We start from the raw sequence: 25,908 nt of genomic DNA, 5'->3' as shown, positions 1-25,908 counted from the left end.
GTATAAAAATGTAAATCTATTTGTTTTCAAATAAATTTATAACTCGAAAATTATTCACATCAAACAAACCCTTATCAGATAATTTTAGTTTTGGAATCACTAATAGTGACATAAAAGCTAAAGTCATGAATGGAGATTGAAAATCAGATCCTAATTCCGATGTAAAACTACTTAGTTTATTGTAATCCGAAAGTAATTCCTCCCCTGTTTTGTTCGACATCAAACCGGCTACTTCCAATTTTACAGATCTATGTCCACCGTTATTTACTGCAACAATTCCACCTTTTAAATCAATTAATGTATTAATGGCATGAATAATTTCTTTGTCGCTAGTGCCTATGGCAATTACATTGTGACTATCATGAGCTATACTTTCAGCAATTGCTCCTTTCTTAAAACCAAATCCTTTTACAAATCCTACAGCTGGTTTTCCATTGTCATAACGGCTCATGACAACCATTTTTAAAATGTCCCGATCTGTATCAGAAACCAAATTATCATTTTCGATTTTTGGTTCATACAAAATCGAATCGGTAATTAAATCTCCATCACAAGCCTCCATAACATGTATTTTTCCCTTTTGTGGAGCTACGCAAATATCAGCAAGACTAACAGGTTTACGGCTAAAATTATTCAATAAAATTTCATTGTTTACTTCAAAACTTGCCTTTCCATCTTTATAAATACACTCCCCTTTTCTATAGACTTCCTGTACCAAAAATGAGCTAGGATTATCTATTGTAATAAAGTCGGCCGAATCACCGATCTGCAGCAAACCCAGATCTAATCCGTAATGTTGTATTGGGTTATAACTGGCTGCTCTTAACAGAGAAAATAAATCATATCCTTTCTTAAGACCACGTTTAATTAAGGAATTAATATGTCCATATTCTGCCATATCATCAGGATGCAAATCATCTGTGCAAAGCATTACCTTTTCGGGATGAGTTTTCAAAAGAGAAGACAGAGCTTCGAAGTCTTTTGCAGCACTACCCTCTCTAATTTGTATCATCATTCCTAAAGAGATTTTCTCAAGCGCTTCCTCTAAAGTAGAACATTCATGATCTGCCGAAATTCCAGCAGCCACATACTTTTTAAGATCTGCACCTTTTAATCCAGGTGCATGTCCATCTATTTTTTTTCCTAGTTTCTTACAGGCAACTATTTTTTTTAACACTTCCAAATCACCCTTAACCACTCCAACAAAATCCATCACCTCTGCAAGACAAACCACTTCTTCCCTTTTAAGCAAACTCTCTACAATATTACTATCTAAAACAAAACCTGAAGTCTCATGTTTAGTTGCCGGCACACAAGAAGGAACGCCGAACCTTATTTCCAAGGGAACTTTTTTAGCATCGTTAATCATGAAATCAACACCAATCTCGCCCAATACGTTGGCTATTTCGTGGGGATCACTTACCAAGCCAATGGTACCATACTGAACTGCACTTGCAGCAAACCTACTTGGAATTAATAAGGAACTTTCGATGTGCATATGTGAGTCGACCAAGCCTGGTAAAATATAGCAATCCTTTACATGTTCGCAAGGATTTATGGCACTAATAAATCCATCTTTAACTACAATTTCTGCATTCGTAATACTTCTTGATATTACATCTACTACCTTACCTGATATTGTGAAACTCTTTTCCATACCTTTATTTTTACTCTTAAAATATAGTTTTCAAAAACGCCCGGAATCGACATTTTCTTTTAAGAAAAGGCAATTCCGGGCGTTTTAAGGAGTAAACTATTTAAAAATACTCCTTGGTTCCACGTGGAACACTATCGTCCCATAAGGACCAAAAGAACGTTTATATCGCTAGGGGAAACACCAGATATTCGTGATGCCTGCCCAATAGTTTGAGGTTGAATTTTATCTAACTTTTGCCTTGCCTCAGTTGAAATAGACTGTAAACTGCTATATTCAAATCTACCTTTTATATTAATATTTTCCAAGCGAGTTAGCTTGTCAGCGATCAATTTTTCACGATCAATATAGCCACTATACTTTATTAGTACCTCAGCTGCTTCAATGATCTCTTCCCTTCTATTTGGAATTTCTTCTATCACACTTTTAAGAGGACTTACGTCTTCTATTAAATCGTGAATCCCGACCTGTGGTCGTAATATTATATCATATAATTTTACTCCTTGCTTTAAAGGTGATGTGCCTAATCTTTCCAGAACAGGGTTAAGAAATTTTGGTTTACAGCTAAATTCTTTACAAAAGTTAAACAATTTATCTCTATAAATGATTTTCTCCTCTAGCAAATCCAATCTCTCTTTGCTGGCTAAACCTAACTCATAAGCCTTAGGTGTTAATCTAACATCCGCGTCGTCCTGGCGTAATAAAATTCGATATTCGGCTCTGGAAGTAAACATTCGATAAGGCTCATCAACTCCTTTAGTTACCAAATCGTCGATTAAAACCCCAATATATGCTTCATCTCTTTTTAGTGTAAATTCAGGTTTTCCCTGAACCGTTAAGCTTGCATTTATACCTGCAATCATACCCTGTGCACCTGCTTCTTCATATCCGGTAGTACCGTTAATTTGACCAGCAAAATATAGGTTTGAAACCAATTTAGTCTCCAAGGTATGATACAAACCTGTTGGATCAAAATAGTCATACTCGATTGCATAACCTGGACGATACATTTTTACATTCTCTAATCCCGGAACTTTTTTCAGTGCTTTTAACTGCACATCCCATGGTAAGCTAGATGAAAATCCGTTTATATAATATTCATGAGTATCTTCTCCTTCGGGCTCCAAAAACAATAAATGCTCATTTTTTTCGGCAAAAGTGGATAGTTTTGACTCAATACTTGGACAATATCTTGGACCTGTACTTTGAATCGTTCCATTATACATTGGAGAATCTTCGAAACCTTCGCGCAAACTATCGTGTACTTCGAGATTGGTATAAACAATATAACATGGACGCTGACGAAGAGTCTTATCGGTATGGTTATTTAAGTACGAGAATTTATAGAAACTATCTTCCCCCACCTGTTTTCTCATAACAGAAAAGTCAATGCTTCTTCCATCTAAACGAGCTGGGGTTCCTGTTTTCATTCTACCTACTTCAAAACCTAATGATTTTAATTGCTCACTGATACCAAAAGAGGCTGGTTCAGCCGAACGGCCTCCAGTTTCCTGATTTTTACCTATATGCATTAAACCATTAAGAAAAGTTCCATTGGTTAACACAACTGTTTTGGCAAAAATATCAATGCCTAGTTTCGTGGTTACTCCTTCTACTTTTCCATCTTTTACTATTATCCCAACAACAGCATCCTGCCACATGTCGAGATTATCAGTATTTTCAACAATTTTTCGCCATTCTGCCGAAAAAATCATTCTATCGCACTGTGCACGAGGACTCCACATTGCTGGTCCTTTCGAACGATTTAACATTCTAAACTGAATAGAAGAACGATCGGTTACAATACCTGTAAAACCGCCTAAAGCATCAATTTCGCGCACGATTTGCCCCTTTGCAATTCCTCCAATGGCCGGATTACATGACATTTGAGCAATTTTGTTCATGTCCATTGTAATTAATAAAACAGATGATCCAAGATTTGCTGCAGCTGTTGCTGCTTCGCATCCTGCATGTCCGGCTCCTACTACTATTACATCATATTTAGGCAACATACTATATAAGATATTTGTATTCTTTTTTCCTTATTTATACACAAAGATAAATATTTTAGTCTAATATGCTGTATAACAATACGCTAGACCTAATATTGCAAAGTCTAATTATTTGGTATTCAGTCAAATAACCTAAAAAATTTCACAAATTTAATCAATCTCGGAAAGTAATGCTAATGATTCGTCTTCCTTTTGTGTCATTATCTTCTGATCTTCATCTGTTTTATCATCAATTTCCAACAGATGTAGGATTCCATGAATAATTACACGATGAAGTTCATCAAAAAAAGTGCATTTATATTCTTCTGCATTATCTCTAACGGTATCTATACTAATAAAAAGATCGCCGGAAATAATATTAGCAACGGTATAATCAAAGGTTATGATATCGGTAAAATAGTCGTGATTAAGGTGTTCACGATTCATTTTCAGTAAGTAATCGTCGGAACAAAAATAGTAATTAATTTCTCCTACTTCTCCTCCATTATTAACGACAACGCGATTGACCCAATCGCTAATACGCTTTTGATCAATCGCGGGAATTTCAGCTTCGCACGAATTATAAGTTATCAACATTTATCCAAATCTAAATATCATTTCTACTAAAGTGCCGTTTTCGTTAAACTCAATATCATCTGCAAGATGATTCATTAAGAAAATTCCACGGCCATGTGTTTTTTCTAAATTTTCAGGCAATGTAGGATCTGGAATATTAGCAAAATCAAATCCAGTACCTTCATCTTCAATAATAAATTGAATTGCCTCCTCGTCTATATTATATTCTACTTTTACTTGTTTTGATACATCTAATCGATTTCCGTGCAAGATAGCATTATTTACTGCTTCTATGATAGCAACAGAAATTTTACCGTAAACTTCTGAGCTAATATTATGGGAACAGGTAATATCGTCTATTAATTTCTCAACCCTACTAATATTTTCTAGTTCGGATGGAAACACCAATAAGTTTGTAGATTTAGTCATCATTTAATTTTATCATATAATCCAGGTACAGCTTATTATAATATTCGAACATTTTTACATTTGAGTCATAAAATACTCCATCATAATCTGTTCGTACTCTTTTATACTCAAATATCTCTTTAAGGTTACTCAATTTCAATAATTTTCCTGATTTACTTTCACGTTTCTTATCAAAATCTTTTTCCCTATGAGCTTTCTCAGCTTCCAGCAATCTTGTTAAAATTCTATTCTGCCGAAAAGTAATAGACGAATTTATTGAAAAATTAGATACGTCGGTTTCAATTTTATCAATCATTTTCATTACTTCACGTAATATTTTTTCACTTTCGTTACCTAAACCTCCATTTTTTAACATTTCGCTTAAGTTATGTCTATACATCTCCTGCTTTTGAAGGAACTCACCAAGCTTCTGTTTTGTTCCTGGTTTTGTCTTCCCCTCTTTCATGTCAGAAATTAATTCTTCCATCATCTTTTTTAAGGATTTTTGACCATCTTTTAGTCCAGGAAAAGAAGATTTACTACCTTTTTTATCTCCGAGCTGATCTCCGGGCATTGCATTGGCCATCTGCTCCATTAATTGCTTTAATGCCTCCGAAAGGAATACACTTAGCTCATTTGTCTCGCTTAATACTTTCTGCTGTGCTGTATTGGCCTGAAATCTTCTTCTTTCATTTGCTTCGTTAATCACCTTATCCAACTCAGTTTCTATTTCGAATATTTTATTCCCAATTAATGTTGCTACCTGCGGCGATTGAGCAGATAATGCAAATAAAGAGTCCTGAATTAAAGCATATTCCTCTTTAAGCTCACCCTGTTGTTCTATTACTTTAACATACAATGGATTTCTATAGTTAGTTAACCGTAACTGATTTAAAACATTTTCCTGCTGAAAGGAAAATTCGATTAAATTATTCATAAGGCGAATAAGATGATCGATATTGGTACTCATTTGGGCAGAACTGCTTTGTGCAATATTATCCGAGAGCTTTTGGGCTAAATTGCGCTGTTTTTTGGAAGTTTCCTTCATATTTTTAGCTGCTTTACCGGATTTTCCATTCTCCAAATGATTGCCAGAATTATCAATCATATCGCCTATCTCCTGTCTGAGGTCATCGGTATTATCAAAATCATAAGGCTTTTGAATTTCAGAATTCTTATCGAATAATTGTTCTAAATCTTCTTCGATATCCTGCCACTTCTCTTTTCCTGATTCTTGTTTAGACTTTAAAGATTCTTCATCTTTTTTATATTTATTCGCGGCCATATCCTGTTCGGAAGCCAGCTTTTCAATTCTATCTGAAAGTTGTTTTGTACGAAGCTCAATTTCGTATCTCTCGAGCAATTGTAGATTTCTATCTAACTGTTTTTGAAAATCATTAACCGACATTTTTAATTGATTTCCAAGTTTATTCAAATCCTCCGATTTTAAATCCTCAGCCAATTTATTAAATTCTTCGAAGAGTTTTTCAAGTTCAGGATCCATTACTTTTTTTAGCAGATCTTCTATTTGCTTTTGTTTTTCAAGCATGGCAGGATCTTCCAATCCTGTACTATTCATGAGATTATTTTTGCGCTGATTCTCTTTTGCAATATTTTTCAATAAATCGTCAAGCTGATTTTTCTTGGAAGAGATTTGCTGCATTAATTGTTTTTGTTGCCATTTATCTGCCGAAGCATCTACTGCATTTTTTTGTAGTCGTAAAATGTCTTTTTGGATAGATTGACTAAGGTCTATCCCTTTTTCAATTTGATTACTTATACTATCCTGAACAGTCGTATTTAAATCGTACAATTGTTTTGAATCGGGAATATAATAATTGAATTGCTGAGAATTTGATTTTTTAGCTCCGTTTATTTTATCGTTATCAAAAATTTCGAAATGGTATTTTACATTACTGCCCTCGGTAAAATCGACAGTCGAAAAGTCGAATGCAAAATAAAATTCCTGAGAACTCAAATTCTTCTGAATAGAAATTGGAATATATACTGAAGGATAATTTTCACTTTCATAAACAAATCTCAATTTTGAAAATCCGTAATCGTCTTTAATTATTCCTCTAAAATAATAAGCAGAGTTTAGTAATGAATCTTGAATTGCACTCACATTAATTTGTGGATACAAATCAGGAATCACATCAATATTGTATTGAGCAAATAAATTGCGCGGAAATTCATTATTTTCTAAAAATATCTGGTACGATAATTTTTTATGAACTTTTCTGGAAAATTTAAGGCTATTTGAATCTGATATTTGCGTACCACTAGTCACCGAATCAGAAAAAACCAATTCTCCTGCACTTGCGAACTCGGTTTTCACAATCCAGGAAACAACAGAACCTTCTGATACACTGATATCCCCAAGATTATTTTCTACCCTTTTTTCTTGTTTTGTATAGGCCGGCGAAATAATCGAAAGAGACATATTTCGAACTCCTGGTTTAGATAAAACTTTAATTTGATAAATTTCGGAACTAACTTTATCTGATTCCAGAAAAAAACGTATATCTGTATTTACATTTCGAAACAAATAAGTAAAACTTCCGTCCGATTCTTTTTTCATTAAAAACTTAGCATTCCCAAAAAGAACATTCACTTCTTTGGGAGCATACTTTCCTTTTGTTTGCACTTTTAATGTGAAATCGGAGCCTTTTTCAATTCCTGCAGGTAATGAATCCAAAACAAAATAAAAATCGGCTGGGGGAAGGTATTTCTTGTTAAAATGCACCAGTCGATCGGTACTATCAGAATACAAATCAGGAATCAGAAAATAAACAGATCCAATAACAAAAAGAACAGCAATAAGATATTTTAAATAGAGTAAGCTGTCTTTAAAGGAAATTGCTTTTCGAAATTGAAGCAAACGAACCGACTCGATTCTCTGGTTAATACTTGCCAGTAAGAGTGAGTTGTCCTCTAGTTCGGATTTATTAGAAAGTTCTGTTAATTCCAGGGTATTTAATAATCGATCCTGCAAATGTGGAAAATGCTTGCTAATAATAGCAATGGCTTGTCGATATGTAATTTTCTTTCCTATTCTCGATAAACCAATAATCGGATTAAGAATTAAAAAGAAAACTACCAAAGCAAAAAATAGCAGCGATACAATAAATAAAATGGTTCGGGCAGCTACCGATAAATAAAGATAATACTCCGAGAAACTGACAAATAAAAAGTAGGTAAGAAACAACACAAGACTAAGAAGAACACCTCTCAAAAGCTGATTTTGATAGTATTTTCTTATAAAGCGATCTAGTTTCGCAATAAAAATATCTCGATTATTCTCCATGCTATCTTATTACGACAAATGATTAGTTTCGATACAACCAAAGTGCAGGATTAAGCTTTGTACTGCCTTTCCAAAGTTGAAATTTAAGTACTGTCTGGTTTTTAGATTTATCGGTGTAAACCGTACCTATTTTTTCTTTCGAAGAAACAACATCACCTTTTTTAACACTAACAGTAGCTAAATTAGAGTAAACTGAAAAATACTCTCCGTGGCGAATAATAATAACATTATTAAGTCCGGGCATGGATAAAATATGAGTGACTTCACCTTTAAAAATAGAACGGCAGTCGGAATTTACATCGGTAGTGATATTAACACCATCGTTACGCACTCTTACATGCTTAAGCACCGCATGTGCATGCTCACCAAATTTCTCTGATATAAAACCAGTTTTTGTAGGCCATGGTAGTTTTCCTTTATTATTGCCAAATGTTTCAGAAAGCACTTTTTCCTCAGGAGTCAATCCGTATTTTCCACTTCCACCTTTCGATTTAGAAGCTAATTTAGCCTGTTTTGCAATTATTTTTTGAATCTCTTTTTCCAGCTTCTGTGCATACCTTTTTTGTTTCCGCAGATCTTCCCTTAACTGTCGTTCTTTTTTCTTAAGTTTAGCGAGCAGAGCCGATTGCTGACTTTTCTCTGAGGACAATTTTACACTTTCACTGGTTTTTTCGCTTAGCAGATTTACTTTTTCAGCCTTAACTTTGTTTAGTTCCAGTGCTTTTTCGTTTAAATCAGTTCGTTTTTCGCCAATGGTTTTTCCTTGCTTTCTGCTATATTCAGAAAATTGCTGCAGGTATTTATATCGTTTATAGGCCTGATTAAAATCTTTTGATGACAAAAGAAAGAGTAGCTTTTCATACGAATTTTTTTGCTTGTGAGCATAAACAATAACCTTAGCATATTGTTGCTTAAGCTTCGTTAACTCATCCTCTAACTTTTTTACTTCCTTATTAATTTTTGTTATTTGCGTGCCAATATATGAAATCTCATTCTCGATAGATTTAATAAGAGCTTGTCGAGCGTTAATTCGTCGATTCAAAATATTTAATCGCCCCATACTAACCTCTTTATTTTTTACTGTATTTTTTAGCAGGGTACTGGTATAGGCAATGTCTTTTTCGTTTTGCTGCTTGCGTTGTTTTAGGCTTGACACCTTGGTTTGCGAGAAAGCCTCTACCGATACAAATATCAGTAGAACCGACAGATAGAATAATATTTTTTTACTTGAAAACCTTAAAATGCCCATATTTAGATTTACGGATAAATTCTTTCGTATTTACTTGAGATTTTGAAACTAAATCTTAATTTCTCATCGAAAGAAATCTTATTAAACTTTAAGCTACAAGATAATAAATGTTTTGGATCCTTAACCTGAAAGCTTAAGCGTTGCGGAAATTTATTGTTATCATAGGATTTAAAATCACGATATTTTACACTTATATCCCGGGCGTCTTCAAAATCTTTTACCAAAACATCGGTAATTCTCATTAAGGCAGGGTCAATATCAATTTTTTGATATCCAAATCTATTTAATTTTCTTAGCTTATCTTTTCTTAATTTACGATCGACCTTACGCGATTTTTCCGATATAAACACATACATATTGTTTATAATTCTAGCATTAAATCCACGAACAAATGACTTTTCTTTTTCGCTATTTACGGCTGTAAAAACAGAATTTGTAAGAATACTTTGAAGAGATTCAAAGTTTAAATCCACATTTAAACGTTCATTAAAAAAGTTAAAGTCATCAATAAAATATTTCTTTTTCATTCTGTCAATCATCTTAACAGAATCTTTACTAATTAATAGCCTGGCCACTTCGATACCTCCCACCGGAGCAGTAATACTAATCCATATTAAACTATCTTTTTGAATTTTTATGGCTCCTTTAAAGCTCTTTTTTACATCTTTAATTGTAAAATTAGCCGTAAATTTTTTCACATAAAAACTATTGTAATGCAAACTACTATCCAATAAATTTCTATATAATTTACCATCGGATATGGGTTTCGCCTTAACAATTCCCAACTCTTGAACAGATCGACATGAAAACTGAAAAAGGGCCATAATCAGAAGTAAAGCCCCGAAAAAAAATCTTGATATTGGTTTAGTTTTCATCCTTTTGTATCTGTTCAGGAATAGCCCCGGTTTTTACTTTTTCGGCAAGATATTTTGAACCTTCGCCAATTTCCATGGCTTTTTTCCACTCTTGTAAAGCCTTCTCATTATTACCTAAGCGGAATAAAATATCACCATAATGTTCGACAACAACCGCCGATTCTTCGTTTCCAAACTTAATTGCTTTCTCCATAAAAACTCGCGCCTCCTCATATTTTCCGAGCTGATATAGTACCCAAGCATGTGTATCTAAATAGGTAGAATTTTCAGGTTCAAGCTTCACACAAATAGAGCTCATGTCTTTTGCTTTTTCAAGTTTTTCACCTTTTACCGACAAATAATAACTATAATTATTCAGCACAATAACATTGTTGGGTTCAAAAAGTAAAACTTCATCGTAGGCTTTAAAAGCTTTCTTCGAATCTCCGATTTGATAGTAGGCATCACCCATATACGTCTTAAACTGAACGCGCAATTTTACATTATCACCAATATAATTCATTCCACTCTCGAAAGCGTCTATTGCGGTTTTATAATCTTCTTTTTGGGCAGCTGCAACACCTTTGAATATATATAACAAAGGCTGAGCTGGAAAATATTGTAAAGCCTCGCTGCTAACAGTTAGCATACTATCAAAATCGAGTAATTGATTATGAATTAAAAGAAGTTCTTCCCAAACCACGTAATTTGATTTTTCCTCTTCCAATACTTTTTCGAGATGGTATTTTGCACCTTCATTATCGTCTCTTTTACGCAAAAAATCAGCATAAAGAGCATGAACCCTTACATTTCCAGGATGGACTTTCACTAGAATATCCAATAGTGATTTTAGATAGTCATCCGACAATTTTTCATTATCAGGATTCATTAACAAAGCAATTAAATATTGAATTTTCTGATCGGATTCCACCTCTTTCTGTTCAAAGGCCTTTGCTAATGATTCATTACTTTTTTCTATTTCGCCTTTTTTACGATAAAAATCGGATAAATAAAAGTGAACCAAACCATTGTTAGGATCTATTTTTAATATTTCCTGATACTGTTTAAAAGCCTTATCTTCCTGATTGTCCGCCAAGTAAAGATCGGCAAGCATTCCGTAAAAATCGGCCCTGTATGGATACTTTTTAATCAAATTCTGAACCTCGGCATAAGCCATTTTCTTGTTGCCAAGCTTTATGTACAATCTTTCTTTTTCGAGCGATACACCTTCCTGTAAGCCTATTTTCTTCTCTAAGCGATTGTACACTTCTATGGCCTCTTCGAATTTTTCAACCGAAGCTAATAATGAAGCTTGCAAGTAATAGAAGTCGTTTCTATCAGGATTCATCTCGATTAAATCGCTATAAACTTTACAAGCCTGATCTATCATCGATTTTTTCTGGTAAATATTCGCCAGTTGGATCTGATACCATAGATTTTGAGGACGCAGTTTAACAGCTCCTCTAGATAATTCTAAAGCACTGTTTAAATTCCCCTGACTCAAATAAATATTAGCCAGTTCATAACGAACCACAGCACTCGATGGATCAATTTTAATACAGGAAGCATACAAAGAAATACCCTTCTCTACCTCACCTAACAACACAGCTTTTGTTGCTTCTGCAAATGCAAAATCGAACTCAAGTTTTTGTTGTTCAGTCAATATCACCTCTTTCTGCACCTTATCTTTTTTAGGTGCAAAATTCATATTCTTTGCCATTACTGGAGTTCCTGATAATAAAAAACCTCCAGTTAACATTGCTATAATAAATCTACTTCCTGCTTTCATCCACTACTTATTTTGAGAAACTTGCAAAATCTCCAACATTCATTTCCGAAACATCTCCCTGAATCTCTACATGATTACCAATCATTGAATTATCAAGATTTAAATTTTCAAGAATAGAATTTCGCTGAATAATAGAATTGCGAACCAATGTATTACTTACTGTAGTTCCTGCGCCAACCGAAACGTGTGGCCCAACAACCGAATTAACAATTTTAACATCCTTTCCGATATAACACGGAGGAATAATAATAGAATTCTCATATTTTGCCGAAGAACAAGCCAATTCGTCGTTTTTATGATATTCTAAAATTCTTTGATTGGTGTGAACAGTAGCATCTTTATTACCACAATCCATCCACTCAATTACCTGGCCTGGTTTAAACACCAAACCTTTATTCTTCATATTTTCCAAAGCGTCGGTTAACTGATATTCTCCATTAACCAATACTTTATTATCTAACAAATACTGTAATTCGTTTCTAAGGTTTTCACCATCTTTAAAATAGTAAATACCAATAATTGCCAAATCGGAAACAAAATCCAGTGGCTTTTCTACAAAATCGGTAATTTTATTATCCTCACCAAGTTTTACAACCCCAAAAGCCGAAGGATCTTCAACCTTTTGCACCCAAATAACGCTATCAGCTTCGGCATCTAAAACAAAATCGGCTTTAAACAAAGTATCTGCGAAAGCAACAACTACCTTATCGGATAAGGATTTTGCTGCACAATGAATTGCATGGGCAGTTCCCAAAGCTTCGGTCTGATAATAAATACTAGCTTTTGCGCCAATATTTTCGGCAATTTCGCATAATGTTTGCTCAACTTCCTTGCCAAAATCACCAATAATAAATGCAATTTCATCGATCTTATCGTTCGATACTTTTGCAATTTCTTCAACCAAACGCTGAACAATAGGTTTTCCTGCTATAGGAATTAATGGTTTTGGTACAGTGAGTGTATGCGGACGCATGCGTTTCCCCATACCTGCCATTGGTACAATAATTTTCATTTACTTGTTATTTTGTAGTAGTAATGTATAAAATAGATGTAATGAGGTCCAAATGTAATCTTTACAAAATTATTTTAATCCAAATTAATATTTTTTAACGCTTTCTTATTTTCCGGTGTGGCCAAAACCCCCGGCCCCACGTTCCGAGTTTTCAAGCTCTTCAACAGGCTCCCACTTAACTGTTTCATGACTAGCAATCACCATTTGACAAATTCTTTCGCCATCTTTTATTTCAACAATCTGATTCGATAGATTGGCAAGAATCACACCAATTTCTCCACGGTAATCTGCATCGATAGTTCCAGGTGTATTTAATACTGTAATACCTTCTTTTAGGGCCATTCCACTTCGGGGTCTAATTTGTGCCTCGTAACCTGCAGGCAACTCAATAAACAAACCTGTTTTAATTAATCTTCTTTCGAGCGATTGCAGAAAAACCGGTTCGGATAAGTTAGCTCTTAAATCCATACCAGCAGATAGTTCTGTACTATATTTTGGTAAATCGTGTTTCGATTTATTTACGATTTTTACTTTCATCACTATATAATTTATTTAGTTAATCTTGTAATTTTACAATTTGCTAAGGTACATTTTTCATTCTTCTTATAAAAGATAAAATTATGAATGAATATCGACTACTTACGTAAACGCAGTAAGTGAAAAACAGGATTCCATAAATTCTCCTTTTGAATAATCAGAAGCAAAAAAACAAGTAGCAAAGGCGTTTTAGCTGCCATCTTAATCCATTGATTATCGAACTGAATATATGTACTTATTGCATAGAGCAGCATGGCCGAAATAAAGTACATAAAGATTCGCTTTAAATCGTAAGGAACAGGATAGTACTTTTGTCCAAGTATGTATGACACAATCATCATAAGGGCAAAACAAACCAAAACTGCATAGGCTGAACCATAATAGCCGAGGCGCGGAACCAGTATTACATTTAAAACAACTGTAATGAGTGAACCTAAAAAAGCAATTTTTGCTCCCATTCGGGTTTTATCGGCCAACTTGTACCACAGAGAAAGAGAAAAGAATACACCAAAAAATAAATTCCCTAAGAGCACATAGGGAACAATTCCAATTCCCTCGTGATAACTCGATTTAATAAGTAGTTTTACAATATCAATATAAAACATAACCCCCAGGAATATAAACAAGCCAAATACAACAAAATACTTGAGCACATCGGCATAGGTTTGTTTGGAGTTTTTTTGCTTAGCCTGATTAAAGAAAAAGGGTTCGAAGGCATATCGAAAGGCTTGTATAAATAGAGTCATAACTACTGCTAGCTTATAGTTGGCACCATAGATTCCGGTTTGATAAAAAGGATCCATATCCTCTGGAATTAAATATGGCATTAACATTTTATCCATGTTAATATTTATCATTCCGCAAATACTAACAATTAAAATTGGCCAGGTATAAGACAAAATTTTCTTTAAAAGTGTCCAGTCTAGTTTGAATTTTATCTGATAAAAATCGGGTATGAGTAATAGGAAATTTATTACAGATGATACGGCAAATGCAATAAATATATAACCAATTCCTATTTCTGGATTCCATATTGCACGAATGGGACTATCAGGATAATGTGTATTAATCCATGGACATAAGACAAGAAAGAAAAGGTTAATACCAAGATTAGAAAATATATTTATAAGTTTTAAACCTGCATATCGAAATGCTCTATTTAGCAAACGTAATTTGGCAAATGGAAGTGCTGTAATGGCATCAAAACCAAGTGTTACTGATAGCAAAACTATATACTCCTTATTTTGAGCGATATCGAGAAAATCGGCTAATGGATTTAGAAATACAAAAACCAGAATCCAGAAACAAAAGCTGGTAAAAATTAAACTTATGAATCCTGTTGAAAAAGTCAGATCGGTATTTTTTTTATCGCTTGCGAAACGAAAAAAACCAGTTTCCATACCGTAGGTTAGCAGGACCAGTAAAATTGCAACATAAGACATTAGATTGGTAACAATACCGTACTGTTCGGGAACAAAAACATAGGTATACAAGGGTACCAGCAACCAATTTAAAAAACGGCCCAAAATAGAGCTTAAACCGTAAATTGCAGTTTCACCTGCTAATTTTTTTAATGGATTCAATTTTTATGAATTTTTAAGTTAAGATCTGCAAAGATATGAGATTTTTATGGTTCGTTCATTTCAGAAAGTATCTGAAAATGAAATATGAACATTTTTTTTCATGTTCCACGTGAAGCAATATTGATAAATATCTATAAAAAAGACCTTTCAGTATTTATATCGAGAATAAATAAGCACCACACAAACGTTTTCGATGCATGTATTTGATAATTCAGAGATTATATCTGCTTGAAACACTTTTATATCCCGTTTATTTTTCTCATTTTTGCTCACCATACGCGTTAAGGAACGTTTATGTTAGTGTTTGTTGTTTAAGTATTTTGTGAAAATCCCGTGCCTCTCCGGCCGGGATATTTCTTTTTATAGACTTTAGTGTTTTAAATCTACCGAATACTTTTACCAAAAGGTGTTAAAGCAAATCCTGCCAATTTCATGTGCTGTGCGGCGAAAGGAATTCCAATAATTGTAATTGCAAATAATAAAGCAAATAGTACATGTGTTAAGGCAATCCAAATTCCTCCAATAAATATCCAGATAATATTCAAGATAATACTAAGACATCCGCCTGCGTGCTCGTTATGCTCTACTTTTTGACCGAAAGGAAACAAAGCCAGTACTGATAACTGAATAATTTTTATCCCGAAAGGAATACCTACAATGGTAAAACACATTAATAATCCAGCAATAAGGTATTCCAGAAAAATAAATATTCCACCAAATACAATCCAAATTAAATTTCCTATGATACTCATTTTATACTATTTTATAATTGATATGAAAGTCCAAATTGCAAGACAAAATCGGGGGAAGTATTCACGATTAAATCTTCGGTAAACGAAGCGGACAAAATTAACTTTTTAGAAATACAATAATCGCTACCTAAAACCAATTGAACAGAACTATCCCCCAACTGTTTGGTAATGGAATCCTTATAAAAGGCAGAATGAAAATCGAATTGTAATTTTGGGATAAATCGCTTTCCTAAATACCAGGCAAATCCACAATTTCCAAATGCTATATTTCTGGTAATTCGATCTTCTAAAAGCGCTCCAGCACCAATTCTTAAGTATGCAAGCGAATAAAACCAGCTAAATTTATTCTCTCTCCTTTCAGGATAAATTGTACCGTTTATTTGCAGACCAAAATCGCAAGTACCGCTACCCACCAAATCTTCTTTTTTTCCTGTAGGTAGCTTTACAAATCCGCGTAAAGCGAGATAATGATTTTTGGTTTTGAACAAAGAAGTTCCAATACCGAGAGAAATATCACCAATTTTAAGTTTTCCTTCGCTCATGGAAACAATGGTTCGATTGTTTTCCTGATACAAATAGGTAAGATTATAATTTTGCATGGTTTCGCGCGCTTTACCCGGCAAACCAAAAGCTTCGTGCCAATTACTAATAAAGGAGTCCATCATTCCACCAGAATGTCGCACCAATGGTAAACATAGTGATAATTCAAATCTATCTGAAAGCCCATATCGAAGTCTTATATCGTTGCGATACATTTCTCCATCAAAATACACCAGCTCATCGCTGAATTGTGAGATGGTGGCATTATTAGCAATACTTAGATAATTGCTAAAAATAAACTCGTTTTTGTGAAGAAGCACACCCCCACTATTTACCTGTAATCCAAAAAAGTGTATCAAAGGACTCTGATTGTGTGTAGGGAAAGGTTCTACTAATTTTTGAGCCAGAGAAATATTTACACTGATCAAAAGAACAAGACACAAACTTAGGATGAATTTCATGGATAAATGCCAGTTTTTAAGGTAAAATAGAATCAAATCTACTAATTATAACAGGCATTACAAATAAAGGGCTGTAATAAGCCCAAAACAAGTGCAATAAAACTTATCCGTCAATTAATTTCCAAACCATAGCAGCAGAACCCAAAATACCAGAATTTCCTGTTACCGAAGTAATTTTAAGTATGGTTTTTCCTTTAAACACCGAAAGCATATTTTCCTCCATGTGGTATTGAGTTGGCTTAAGTAGTAGATCGCCAGCTTTGGAAAGTCCACCCGCTAAAAAAATAGCTTGCGGATTATTTAATGCGACAGCATTTGCGAGTGCGATTCCTAATATTTTACCCGTAAATTCGAAGGCTTCAATGGCAATAATATCGCCAGCATAAGCAGCATGAGCCAATCTTTTTGCGCTCATTTTATTAAATGGAATACTTCTTAAGTCGCTTTTGTAGGAATACTTTGCCAAAAGCTTGCTAACAGTTCTTTTAATACCTGTAGCGGAAACATAGGTTTCCAGACATCCATTTCGTCCGCAGCCACATTGCCGGCCATCGGGTCTAACAATAATATGTCCCATCTCTCCTGCTAAACCGCTATGTCCGTAAACCAATTCATTGTTCACAACAATTCCACTTCCAAGACCGGTACCAAGCGTTAAGACCATAAAATTTTTCATTCCCACAGCACCTCCATAAAGCATTTCGGCCAATGCCGACGCATTTGCATCGTTGGTTACGTAGACGGGAAGCGAAAATCCATCTCTTAGCTGTTGTCCTAAATGTAATTTCCCGGTCCAGGGTAGATTCGAAGCTTCTTGAATACAGCCATCGTTAAAGTTAGCATTGGGAGCACCCACTCCAAGGCCTACAATTTGAAAATCACTTCCGTTTTTGAGTTGAAGCTTTTTAATTCGCTGAACTATTTCCTGAACAAAATCATCAAACAGCAGAAAATCTTTAGTAAAAATAGAATCCTGCACCAAATTATTCCCATCCCTGTCTACCAAACCAAAAACAGTATGAGTTCCACCAATATCGATACCCACTGCCAGCTTTTTCATACTAGCAATATAAAATAAAATTATGAAAATAAGCTATAATCTTTCTTTTATAAGAGAGCGAATAGGATTAAAAATTCTTTGCAGCAATCGTAAATCTTCAGTAATAATTTCGGCATCGCCTTCAATTTTTTGTGAAAAATCGAGCTCGAGACCATAATTTGTAATTAATCCATTGGGAAAATCAACATCTAAAGTATATTTCTGATCTTCGGGAATTTTAGATATAGATTGTATCCGACCTTCCAACATACCATATTCGAGATAAGGATAATTATCCAGTTTAATATTTACGCGTTGACCCACTTTTACTTTTCCGGCACCCACAATTCCCAATTCGAGTCGGGCAACAATTTTGGTTGAGTCGTTTGGCAGAACCGTAAACACGCGTTTTCCCTGCTCTACATTCTGATTTAAACTGTAATATTTATTGAAACTCACTCTTCCATTAATTGGGGTTTTAATAAGATATTGTTGCTCCCAAATATCTATTTGTGCCTTCAGATTGTCAAAAGACTGAGTGAGTAGGTTTTGTAGTTCCTTTCGTTCATTTTCTTTCGTAAGCTCTAAATCGATAATTTGCTGATTAACTTCTGCGATCTCTATTTTTGTAGCTGCCAATGCCGATCGGGCACCATGAAACGAATAAGATTGCTGAAGAAATTTCTTTTTGGCATCCTGAAAATCAGACAAGGAGATTACTTCTTTCGTAAACAAGGAAGAATCGCGCAGGTATTGTTTTTCTATGATAGTCAACTCGCTTTCTAAAATCTTTTTTTGCTGATATTGTCGCTCGTAATACATATTGTATTTTCGAATTTGATCTTTATAAGATTCTATTTTTCTATCGTAATATCCTAGCTCAATAAAACGAGTATAATCGACATAAGATTTTAAAAATGAGTTGTAATATGATTGTATTTCACCAAGTCGGAAGTTAGTATCTAAAAAATTAGAATCTAAACTTTCTTGTACACTTAAATGGTCCTGAAAAAATTCAAGTCGTTTTTTTAGGAGAAATACATCTTCGTTTACTGCCGGATTTTCGATAATCGCCAGCAAACTACCTTCTTTTACATCAGCATTATCGCTAACGTACAAATTTTGTATTTTACCCGATGTACGCGCAAGAAGATCGGCCGGTGGATTTAATGTTGTTAAAACCAATCGTGAGTTAATAATATCCGGATAACGGAAAAACCAACTCCCCACCAGCACAACAAATATCACAACAAAAAACAGGCTCGTTCCGCTACGAATAATCCAGTTAGGTACTCTTCCGAGTATTTCTTTTACTTCATCCGACCGAAGTTCAATATTATCCATTTCAATTAATAATTAAGAATGAGTAATTAATAATTACAAAAAATACTATTATCCACCTAATAAGCTACTTACTCATATTATTTTTTGATGTTTCTAAAATTTTAGACAAAAGCTTTAAAACTTCTTCACAGTCTTGAATCAAAGATTGAAACATATTTTCATCAATAAATTCGGTATCGTTTAATAAACGCAACCAATAATGTGTTTCTCTGGCTTCTTTATAGGAAATTTGCATTTTAGCAATAAAATCCTTTTTCGAAAAGCCACCAATTGCTTCTTCTATATTTGCTCCAATAGAAGTACCACATCTTAAAATTTGTTTGGATAAAACTTATTCATTTTTATCCTTTCTTAAGAATTTATATAGATTAATAATTCGAATACTAAACTGATAAGATTTATCTTGAACAATATTCTGTTTCATGAAATTTAAATTATTAATTACTCATTATTAATTCTTAATTATTTGCTAGTTCCCTAATTCCAGCTGATTCTTTACCAGCTGATAGTATTTTCCCTGCAGTTTAGTTAGCTCTTCATGGTTTCCTTCCTCAACAATTTCGCCTTTTTCAAGGACTATAATTTTATCGGCATTGCGCACTGTACTTAAGCGATGAGCCACAACCAGAACTGTTCTTCCTTTGTTAAACTCATCAAGTTTTTTCATAATTGCCATCTCGTTGTTGGCATCCAGAGCATTGGTAGCCTCATCGAAGAACAGGAACTCCGGATTTTTATAAACAGCACGTGCAATCAGGATTCGTTGCTTTTGTCCCTGACTTAAACCGTGGCCATTAGCTCCGATGTTGGTATTGTATCGCAATGGTAAATTTTCTATAAACTCGGCAATACAGGCCACCTGAACCGCATACAGCAATCTTTTTTTATCGATATGCTCTACGCCTACTGCAATGTTCTTGGCAATTGTATCCGAAAAAATGAAACCATCCTGCATTACCACCCCACAGTTTTGTCGCCACATGGCCGAACTGTAATTCTCAATACTTGTTCCTCCCAGCGATATTCTGCCTTTTGTTGTTGGATAAAATCCTAACATGAGCTTAATTAAGGTGGTTTTTCCACTTCCCGATGCGCCAACAATAGCAGTTGTTTTCCCCTCTTCTACTTTCAGGTTTACATCGTTCAGCACCATATCGGAATGCGGTCCTTCGTACTGGAAACATACTTTTTCAATATCTATGCTTTTTTCCTCTGGTATTTCGGTGAGCTTCTGATCTGAGAGATCTTCCTCCTCCTTCATTTCATGAATTTCGCCCAATCGCTCCAGCGAGATTTTAGCATCCTGCCAGGAGTGAATTACCTGCACCAAATTATCGAGAGGAGAATTCAGCTGACCAATAATATATTGAACTGCCAACATCATACCCAATGTCATTCCTCCATCTAAAACCGATTTGGCTGCCAAAAATGTGATGATAATATTTTTGGTTTCGTTAAAAAATACCGAGCCCGAAACCTGATACTGATTCAGCGCCAAACCTTTGGTACGAACCTGAAAGAGTTCGGCCTGAATTTGTTCCCACTCCCAACGTTTCTGCTTTTCGCAATTGTTAAGCTTAATTTCCTGCATTCCGGTAATTAGCTGAACCAAAGTATTCTGATTGTTCGATAGTTGTGCAAATCGCTTACCATCTAACTCTCTTCGCTTTCGTAAAAACAGATTCACCCAAATAATATATAAAGCTGAACCTAAAACAAAAACCAGGAATATCTGCAAATCGTATATTGCCAAAACAACACCAAAAATCACCAGATTAATCATCGAGAACAGTACATTTAAGGTTGAAGAAGTAAGAAAATCCTCAATTCGTGTATGATCCTGAATTCGCTGCAACAAATCCCCAATCATTTTGATATCGAAATAACCAATTGGGAGTTTCATCAACTTAATCAGGAAATCGGATATCAAAGAAATATTAATCCGCGTAGAAATATGCAGTAATATCCAGGAACGAATAAACTCCACCGACATTCGGGAAATAAACAGGACCAGCTGAGCGATCAATACCAAATAAATAAAATTCAAATTTTGGGTATTGATACCAACATCGACAACCGATTGTGTGAGAAACGGAAAAATAAGCTGCAACAAAGATCCAAACAGCATGCCCAGCACCAACTGAATCATGAATTTGCGGTATGGTTTTAGGTAACGCAAGAGAAATCCAATGCTCTTTTTGTTGGAAACATCCTCGTTGCTCTGCTTGTAAAAATCGGGTGTGGTCTCTATTAACAAACACAAACCTTTTAGTTCGCCCTGACTTTGTGTACTTGCCCATTGCTTACAAAATTCCTCTTTGGTAAATTTTAATAAACCAGAACCCGGGTCGGCAACATGAACCGTAGTTTTTCCTCGTTTTGTTTCCACCTTGTGTACCACCACAAAGTGATTTTGTCCCCAATGACAAATGGCCGGCAATGGTGCATCTTTTTCTAATTGTTCAAACGAAATGCGAACACCCATTGTTTTTAAACCAATACTTTCGGCCGCATCGGCAATGCCCAACATGGAAACTCCCTCGCGGGTAATGTGCGATTTATCGCGCAAATTTTGCAGGGTAAAACTCTTGCCATAATGTTTGGCAATCATGCGCAAACAAGTCGGGCCACAATCCATGGCATCCAACTGGCGAAAGTGAGGAAATTTTTTCTTCATAGATTAGGATCAGTCAATTATAAACAAATCAATTGATTATAAAACTTGAACTTAGTAAAAGCTGAAAATTGAATTTTCAACCTTATTTTAAGAATTCTATATGACAAACTTACAAATAAACTTTATTACAATTGGTTTTGTTGCATATCCACAATTTAAAAAATATCATTTACCTAGTACATATCTTTATCCCAATTGTAAGAGCGATTAATCTTCTTACTAATTTTATTGAGTTTGGATATTCTATAATTTAATTTCACATAAATAAAACCAATTTTACTTGTAGTTTTAGATTTAATTTTCAATTCAGATGAACTATAATTGTATTTTGTTTTATACTTTGGAATTGGCGCTAAAAAATTAACACCTATAGAAGTACTGCGACCAATTGATTTAGTAATGCCACCATCTATTAAACAACTACTAGTAATCGAACCAAAATTTAAGTAGTTTTTCTTTTGTGAAGTAAACCCAAAATAACATTCTAATTTCTTAATGTTATATTCCAAATTTATATTATACCCTAAGCTATAGCCAGAGTTCGACTTATTTGTTTTTGTATAGAATGACTGCTTACCTATATTAGACCTGAAAACAATATTTAGTCTTTTGCTAAATATTTTTCGATAAAACAACGTTAACCCGTAATCAACCCTTTTATGAATGTTGTTATAGTTTAATATTAGAGTTTTATCCTCCATAGAAAATGTTTTCGATAGATGATCTGACATCTTTTTATAGAAGATACTTGTGGAGAGATAATAACTTCTATTTTTATGATTTGTGTAGCCAATCTTGTAGGAAGTTTGTTTCTCTGGCTTTAAACCAAGATCTCCCTTTGTAAACACTTCACCCTCCAATGTTTGATTAGGATTTAATTGATATAATTCCGGAGTTTTTATCCTATTTTTATATTGTATGTTGAGTTTTGACGTTTTACTATTTCGGTACTCAAGCAATAGTCCTTTCAGAAAGTAAGAATCATTATAACCCATCCTATTATACTCATATGATCTCTTCATGAAATTACCTCCAATTCCAATTTTAATTTTTTGATTAATTAAATAGGTAAAGTCAATATAAGAGTTGAATTTTTGGAGGTTATTCTCATCTTTAGATTCTAAAAATATACTCCTAAATTCCGCTTCATTACTATAGTACGAACTCCCACACTTTAAGCTCAAATAGTGTGCAATAGGGTAATTAAAATCTAATTGATAACTATACGATTTTTTCTCTTTATTGTGATCAACCAAATTGTCTTCGAGCATAGCATTATCAGAAAATCTATTCTTGTAATTTGACTCGGAGTTATAAACATTAACCTCAGAACTTAGTTTTGCCCCGTTATCATTTATCTTATATGTTGTAAATAATGAATATTTATAAGTGTGCAACTTATTATTCATTTGATTATTGATATCTTTTGTCAGTGAAGAAGAATCGAATGTTTTATCTTCACTATTTGTTTTTGTTGGATAGTTAGAACAATATCCTGTGATATTAATACTAATTCGGTTGTGAAGATAATCCATCCCATACCAGTATTCATAATCCTTCTCTTTTTTGGTTTTAACATTGATTAATGAAGTCAACCTTTCTCCAGAAGATAATTTTATACTTTCAGTTTTTTTAGTTGGAACATTTCTGTACCAATAATTACCTTTTAAAAAGAATCTAAATTTATTTTTATAGACATCAATATTTAGATTAGAATTATTGTACCTGTTATTGAGATCTGAACTTAATTGGAGAAAAATATTATGCGCATATTTAATATCAGATATTGGAATAATATTTATAATCTTATCGGTATTATTTTCGAAAAGATACTTTGAGGAGGGATTGTTTAGTATTTCAATTTTTGCAATGGTAGATGGCATTATTCCTTGTATGAATTTAAAATCAACCTTTTTATTATTATAAAATACTTGAACACTGCTAGAACCTTCTATTTGTATTGAATTACTAGATTTATTTGTTTGAATAGAGGGTACTTTTGATATTAAATCCAAAACTGTGTTAGAGTTGATTTTATCATTCTCTGAAAAAACATAAGTTTCTCTATCTAATTTTCTAATGAAAGAAGTTTCGGGGCTAACATTTACTTCATCTATTCTATAAAATTTAGACTCTAAGTTTATTACCCCTAATTTAACAATGGTTTTTTTATCAATATCATAAGTAATTATCTTTTTCTTAAAGCTTACATGATCAAAAACCAATAAAACCTGCTCTGTGAAACTGTCTATTTTAATATTAAATGCTCCATTTTTTTGGGACAGATACTTTCCTACAAGAACTGAATCTGGTAGATTATACACACTTATTGTAGCACAGTCAATATCTATTTTATTCCCTTTAATTGTTCCAGTAAATTCAACATTCTGGGAAATACAAAAAAAAGGTAAAATTAGGAGTAATAAAACTAAGGTCCGTTTCATAGTTAATCTATATAAAATATATTTTCAATAGCGGGTGCTTTAGGACATCTTGGATCAGGGAAATCCCCACGCTGCCGCACTGGGTAATAACCGAACCATTCTATAACCTTATCTGTACTTAAATCACAATTTTGACTAATAACCAATATCATTGCTAACTAAGTTTTTTTGGTACTCATTAAAATTTTCTAAATAAACCTCGTTTATACCATTGTAATTTTCAAACAAAAAGCCATTAGAAATATCTTCAGTTTCATATTTTAACCTGATTTCATTTTCAACAATATACTTCAACTCCATGTAATCAGTAAAGGTCTTACAAGAATCACATTCTGCATATGCTTGCTTAACTTCTTTAAAAGGATATTCCGCATACCAAGTGGATTTAAGCATATCACTATTTGATTCTACATAAGGCATCAGTCCAATTTCATAACGGTTTTTATTAACCCACTCTGCTTTATCATCAGATAATGGAGCAAACAACTCAACACGTTCTGTCTTAAAATCCAATCGAATCGCACACTTTCCAAAAGGCTTTTTAGGGTCTTGATAGGCTATAACCTGTGAATAGAATTCAGGACTTACATTCCCTTTCTGTAGTTCTTGCTTTAAGATTCCAGACCAACTTAAAGAATCAAAGTTCAGGTGTTGAAATTTAATCTTTAACTCATCGGAATTATTAACGACATTTTTCATTCCGAAATAATGTCTAAAAAGCACCATATACCCAACATTTAAAGTATCATTATTTCTTAGAAAGTTTGGTAATCCATGCTCTTTATATAAATCATATAATTCTTTCGCATTAGTATAGTAAGCATTATAAAGTTTATTCGCATCAGTAGTACCATATTTTTTAGCAGCTTGTTGGTCATTTATAGACATTTTGTAGTAGATATCCCGTAAATTATAATCCTGTTTCTTTAGATATTTTTTTCTTAATTCCGGGTATTCCTCTTCAAATTCATTCCACTCTTGGCTGTTTCTAAAATTGGTAAAATAATATTTTTCAAAGTCACTCATTTCGTAAGCATGTAATACCAACTCTTTTGCATAGTCTAATGCCTTGTCATATTTCCCTTGTTGAATAGCACAAAGACATGCATTGTGAATGTCTTTATAAAAATGCTTTGGATACTTATCGAAAATATCATCGAAAACGATTTGTGCCGAATCGAATTGCTTATTAATCAAATGTAGGTTAGCATTGATTTTATTCTGGTGATAGGTAATGTAATTTTCTTCTTTGCATCCTAAAAACAATAGAATAACAACAGTGAAGAGGAAAAAATTAAATTTGTTCATAAGTATATTTTTTAATAATCACCTGATATTATATAATACCAGGTGATTGAAACAGATATTAACTAACTCTTGTATATTCTATTTTACCATTGTCATAGACAAAATCCTTAAATCTTACATCACCATTATAGGCAGGACCAGCAGGAGTTGAACATCCTCCACCATAAACATGTGTTAATTCTTCTTTTTTAATCTGATTTTTCTCAAACAACTTAGAATCTAAATTTTTCATTTCAATAAATTTTAAAATAGCCCTTCCCCGCACAAACCTGTATAGTTCTTCCCGTTTAGCTAATTTTGCCCTTAATCAGAGTAGCTCAGCTACCTAAATCGTTCCGGGTTGAGAACGGGAAAGGATTGATTTCATCGAACTTCGTTTCGTG

General features: G+C 33.7%; 20 protein-coding genes. All 20 read right to left on the bottom strand.

Going from position 1 to position 25,908, the window contains the following annotated elements; all coding sequences use genetic code 11:
- Window positions 1-16: 16 nt before the first annotated feature.
- The 20 genes from ade to ACT3CE_RS12695 all read right to left on the bottom strand — a co-directional run bounded on the left by ade (window position 17) and on the right by ACT3CE_RS12695 (window position 25,757).
- Window positions 17-1,657, bottom strand: coding sequence for an adenine deaminase (gene ade / locus ACT3CE_RS12790; RefSeq protein ID WP_444710160.1), 1,641 nt, complete (start codon window positions 1,655-1,657; stop codon window positions 17-19).
- Between the two features lie 131 nt (window positions 1,658-1,788).
- A complete protein-coding gene (mnmG, locus tag ACT3CE_RS12785; protein WP_444710159.1) occupies window positions 1,789-3,666 on the bottom strand; it encodes a tRNA uridine-5-carboxymethylaminomethyl(34) synthesis enzyme MnmG in 1,878 nt (625 codons plus the stop codon).
- A 150-nt stretch (window positions 3,667-3,816) separates the two neighbouring features.
- Complete coding sequence (gene ybeY / locus ACT3CE_RS12780) at window positions 3,817-4,242, bottom strand: rRNA maturation RNase YbeY (RefSeq protein WP_444710158.1); 426 nt, start codon at window positions 4,240-4,242, stop codon at window positions 3,817-3,819.
- On the bottom strand, window positions 4,243-4,650 hold the full coding sequence (locus tag ACT3CE_RS12775) for an ATP-binding protein (protein WP_444710157.1): 408 nt from the start codon (window positions 4,648-4,650) through the stop codon (window positions 4,243-4,245).
- Window positions 4,643-7,936 (bottom strand): hypothetical protein, encoded by a 3,294-nt coding sequence (locus tag ACT3CE_RS12770; RefSeq protein ID WP_444710156.1) that lies wholly within the window; start codon window positions 7,934-7,936, stop codon window positions 4,643-4,645. The genes ACT3CE_RS12775 and ACT3CE_RS12770 overlap by 8 nt, the downstream gene beginning before the upstream one ends.
- A 22-nt stretch (window positions 7,937-7,958) precedes the next feature.
- Window positions 7,959-9,185, bottom strand: coding sequence for a murein hydrolase activator EnvC family protein (locus ACT3CE_RS12765; RefSeq protein WP_444710155.1), 1,227 nt, complete (start codon window positions 9,183-9,185; stop codon window positions 7,959-7,961).
- A gap of 8 nt (window positions 9,186-9,193) precedes the next feature.
- Window positions 9,194-10,060, bottom strand: a complete 867-nt coding sequence (locus tag ACT3CE_RS12760; protein WP_444710154.1) for a DUF4292 domain-containing protein — start codon at window positions 10,058-10,060, stop codon at window positions 9,194-9,196.
- Complete coding sequence (locus tag ACT3CE_RS12755) at window positions 10,050-11,828, bottom strand: tetratricopeptide repeat protein (RefSeq protein ID WP_444710153.1); 1,779 nt, start codon at window positions 11,826-11,828, stop codon at window positions 10,050-10,052. Before ACT3CE_RS12755 ends, ACT3CE_RS12760 begins: the two co-directional genes overlap by 11 nt.
- 7 nt (window positions 11,829-11,835) lie before the next feature.
- Window positions 11,836-12,840 (bottom strand): sugar phosphate nucleotidyltransferase, encoded by a 1,005-nt coding sequence (locus tag ACT3CE_RS12750; RefSeq protein ID WP_444710152.1) that lies wholly within the window; start codon window positions 12,838-12,840, stop codon window positions 11,836-11,838.
- Window positions 12,841-12,945: 105 nt separating this feature from the next.
- On the bottom strand, window positions 12,946-13,377 hold the full coding sequence (dut, locus tag ACT3CE_RS12745; RefSeq protein ID WP_444710151.1) for a dUTP diphosphatase: 432 nt from the start codon (window positions 13,375-13,377) through the stop codon (window positions 12,946-12,948).
- Window positions 13,378-13,475: 98 nt separating this feature from the next.
- A complete protein-coding gene (locus tag ACT3CE_RS12740; protein ID WP_444710150.1) occupies window positions 13,476-14,960 on the bottom strand; it encodes a lipopolysaccharide biosynthesis protein in 1,485 nt (494 codons plus the stop codon).
- Window positions 14,961-15,343: 383 nt separating this feature from the next.
- A complete protein-coding gene (locus ACT3CE_RS12735) occupies window positions 15,344-15,712 on the bottom strand; it encodes a YccF domain-containing protein (RefSeq protein ID WP_444710149.1) in 369 nt (122 codons plus the stop codon).
- Window positions 15,713-15,723: 11 nt separating this feature from the next.
- Window positions 15,724-16,713, bottom strand: coding sequence for a DUF3187 family protein (locus tag ACT3CE_RS12730; protein ID WP_444710148.1), 990 nt, complete (start codon window positions 16,711-16,713; stop codon window positions 15,724-15,726).
- A gap of 103 nt (window positions 16,714-16,816) precedes the next feature.
- On the bottom strand, window positions 16,817-17,773 hold the full coding sequence (locus tag ACT3CE_RS12725; protein ID WP_444710147.1) for an ROK family protein: 957 nt from the start codon (window positions 17,771-17,773) through the stop codon (window positions 16,817-16,819).
- A gap of 33 nt (window positions 17,774-17,806) precedes the next feature.
- Window positions 17,807-19,096 carry an HlyD family secretion protein gene (locus tag ACT3CE_RS12720; protein ID WP_444710146.1) on the bottom strand — a complete coding sequence of 430 codons (1,290 nt, stop codon included), beginning with the start codon at window positions 19,094-19,096 and terminating at the stop codon, window positions 17,807-17,809.
- 64 nt (window positions 19,097-19,160) lie between these two features.
- Window positions 19,161-19,412: a four helix bundle protein gene (locus tag ACT3CE_RS12715; RefSeq protein WP_444710320.1), complete on the bottom strand. Its 252-nt coding sequence runs from the start codon at window positions 19,410-19,412 to the stop codon at window positions 19,161-19,163.
- A gap of 153 nt (window positions 19,413-19,565) precedes the next feature.
- On the bottom strand, window positions 19,566-21,773 hold the full coding sequence (locus ACT3CE_RS12710; protein WP_444710145.1) for a peptidase domain-containing ABC transporter: 2,208 nt from the start codon (window positions 21,771-21,773) through the stop codon (window positions 19,566-19,568).
- Between the two features lie 173 nt (window positions 21,774-21,946).
- Window positions 21,947-24,217, bottom strand: a complete 2,271-nt coding sequence (locus ACT3CE_RS12705; RefSeq protein ID WP_444710144.1) for an outer membrane beta-barrel protein — start codon at window positions 24,215-24,217, stop codon at window positions 21,947-21,949.
- A gap of 135 nt (window positions 24,218-24,352) precedes the next feature.
- On the bottom strand, window positions 24,353-25,525 hold the full coding sequence (locus ACT3CE_RS12700) for a hypothetical protein (protein ID WP_444710143.1): 1,173 nt from the start codon (window positions 25,523-25,525) through the stop codon (window positions 24,353-24,355).
- Window positions 25,526-25,583: 58 nt separating this feature from the next.
- Window positions 25,584-25,757 (bottom strand): hypothetical protein, encoded by a 174-nt coding sequence (locus tag ACT3CE_RS12695; RefSeq protein ID WP_444710142.1) that lies wholly within the window; start codon window positions 25,755-25,757, stop codon window positions 25,584-25,586.
- Window positions 25,758-25,908 lie beyond the last annotated feature (151 nt).

Origin of the sequence: Marinifilum sp. RC60d5 (genome assembly GCF_052400665.1) — a bacterium.
Taxonomy (GTDB): domain Bacteria; phylum Bacteroidota; class Bacteroidia; order Bacteroidales; family Marinifilaceae; genus JBQTGK01.
The sequence above is the reverse complement of the archived record's forward strand: the minus strand, read 5'-3'. Positions and strand labels throughout refer to the sequence as shown.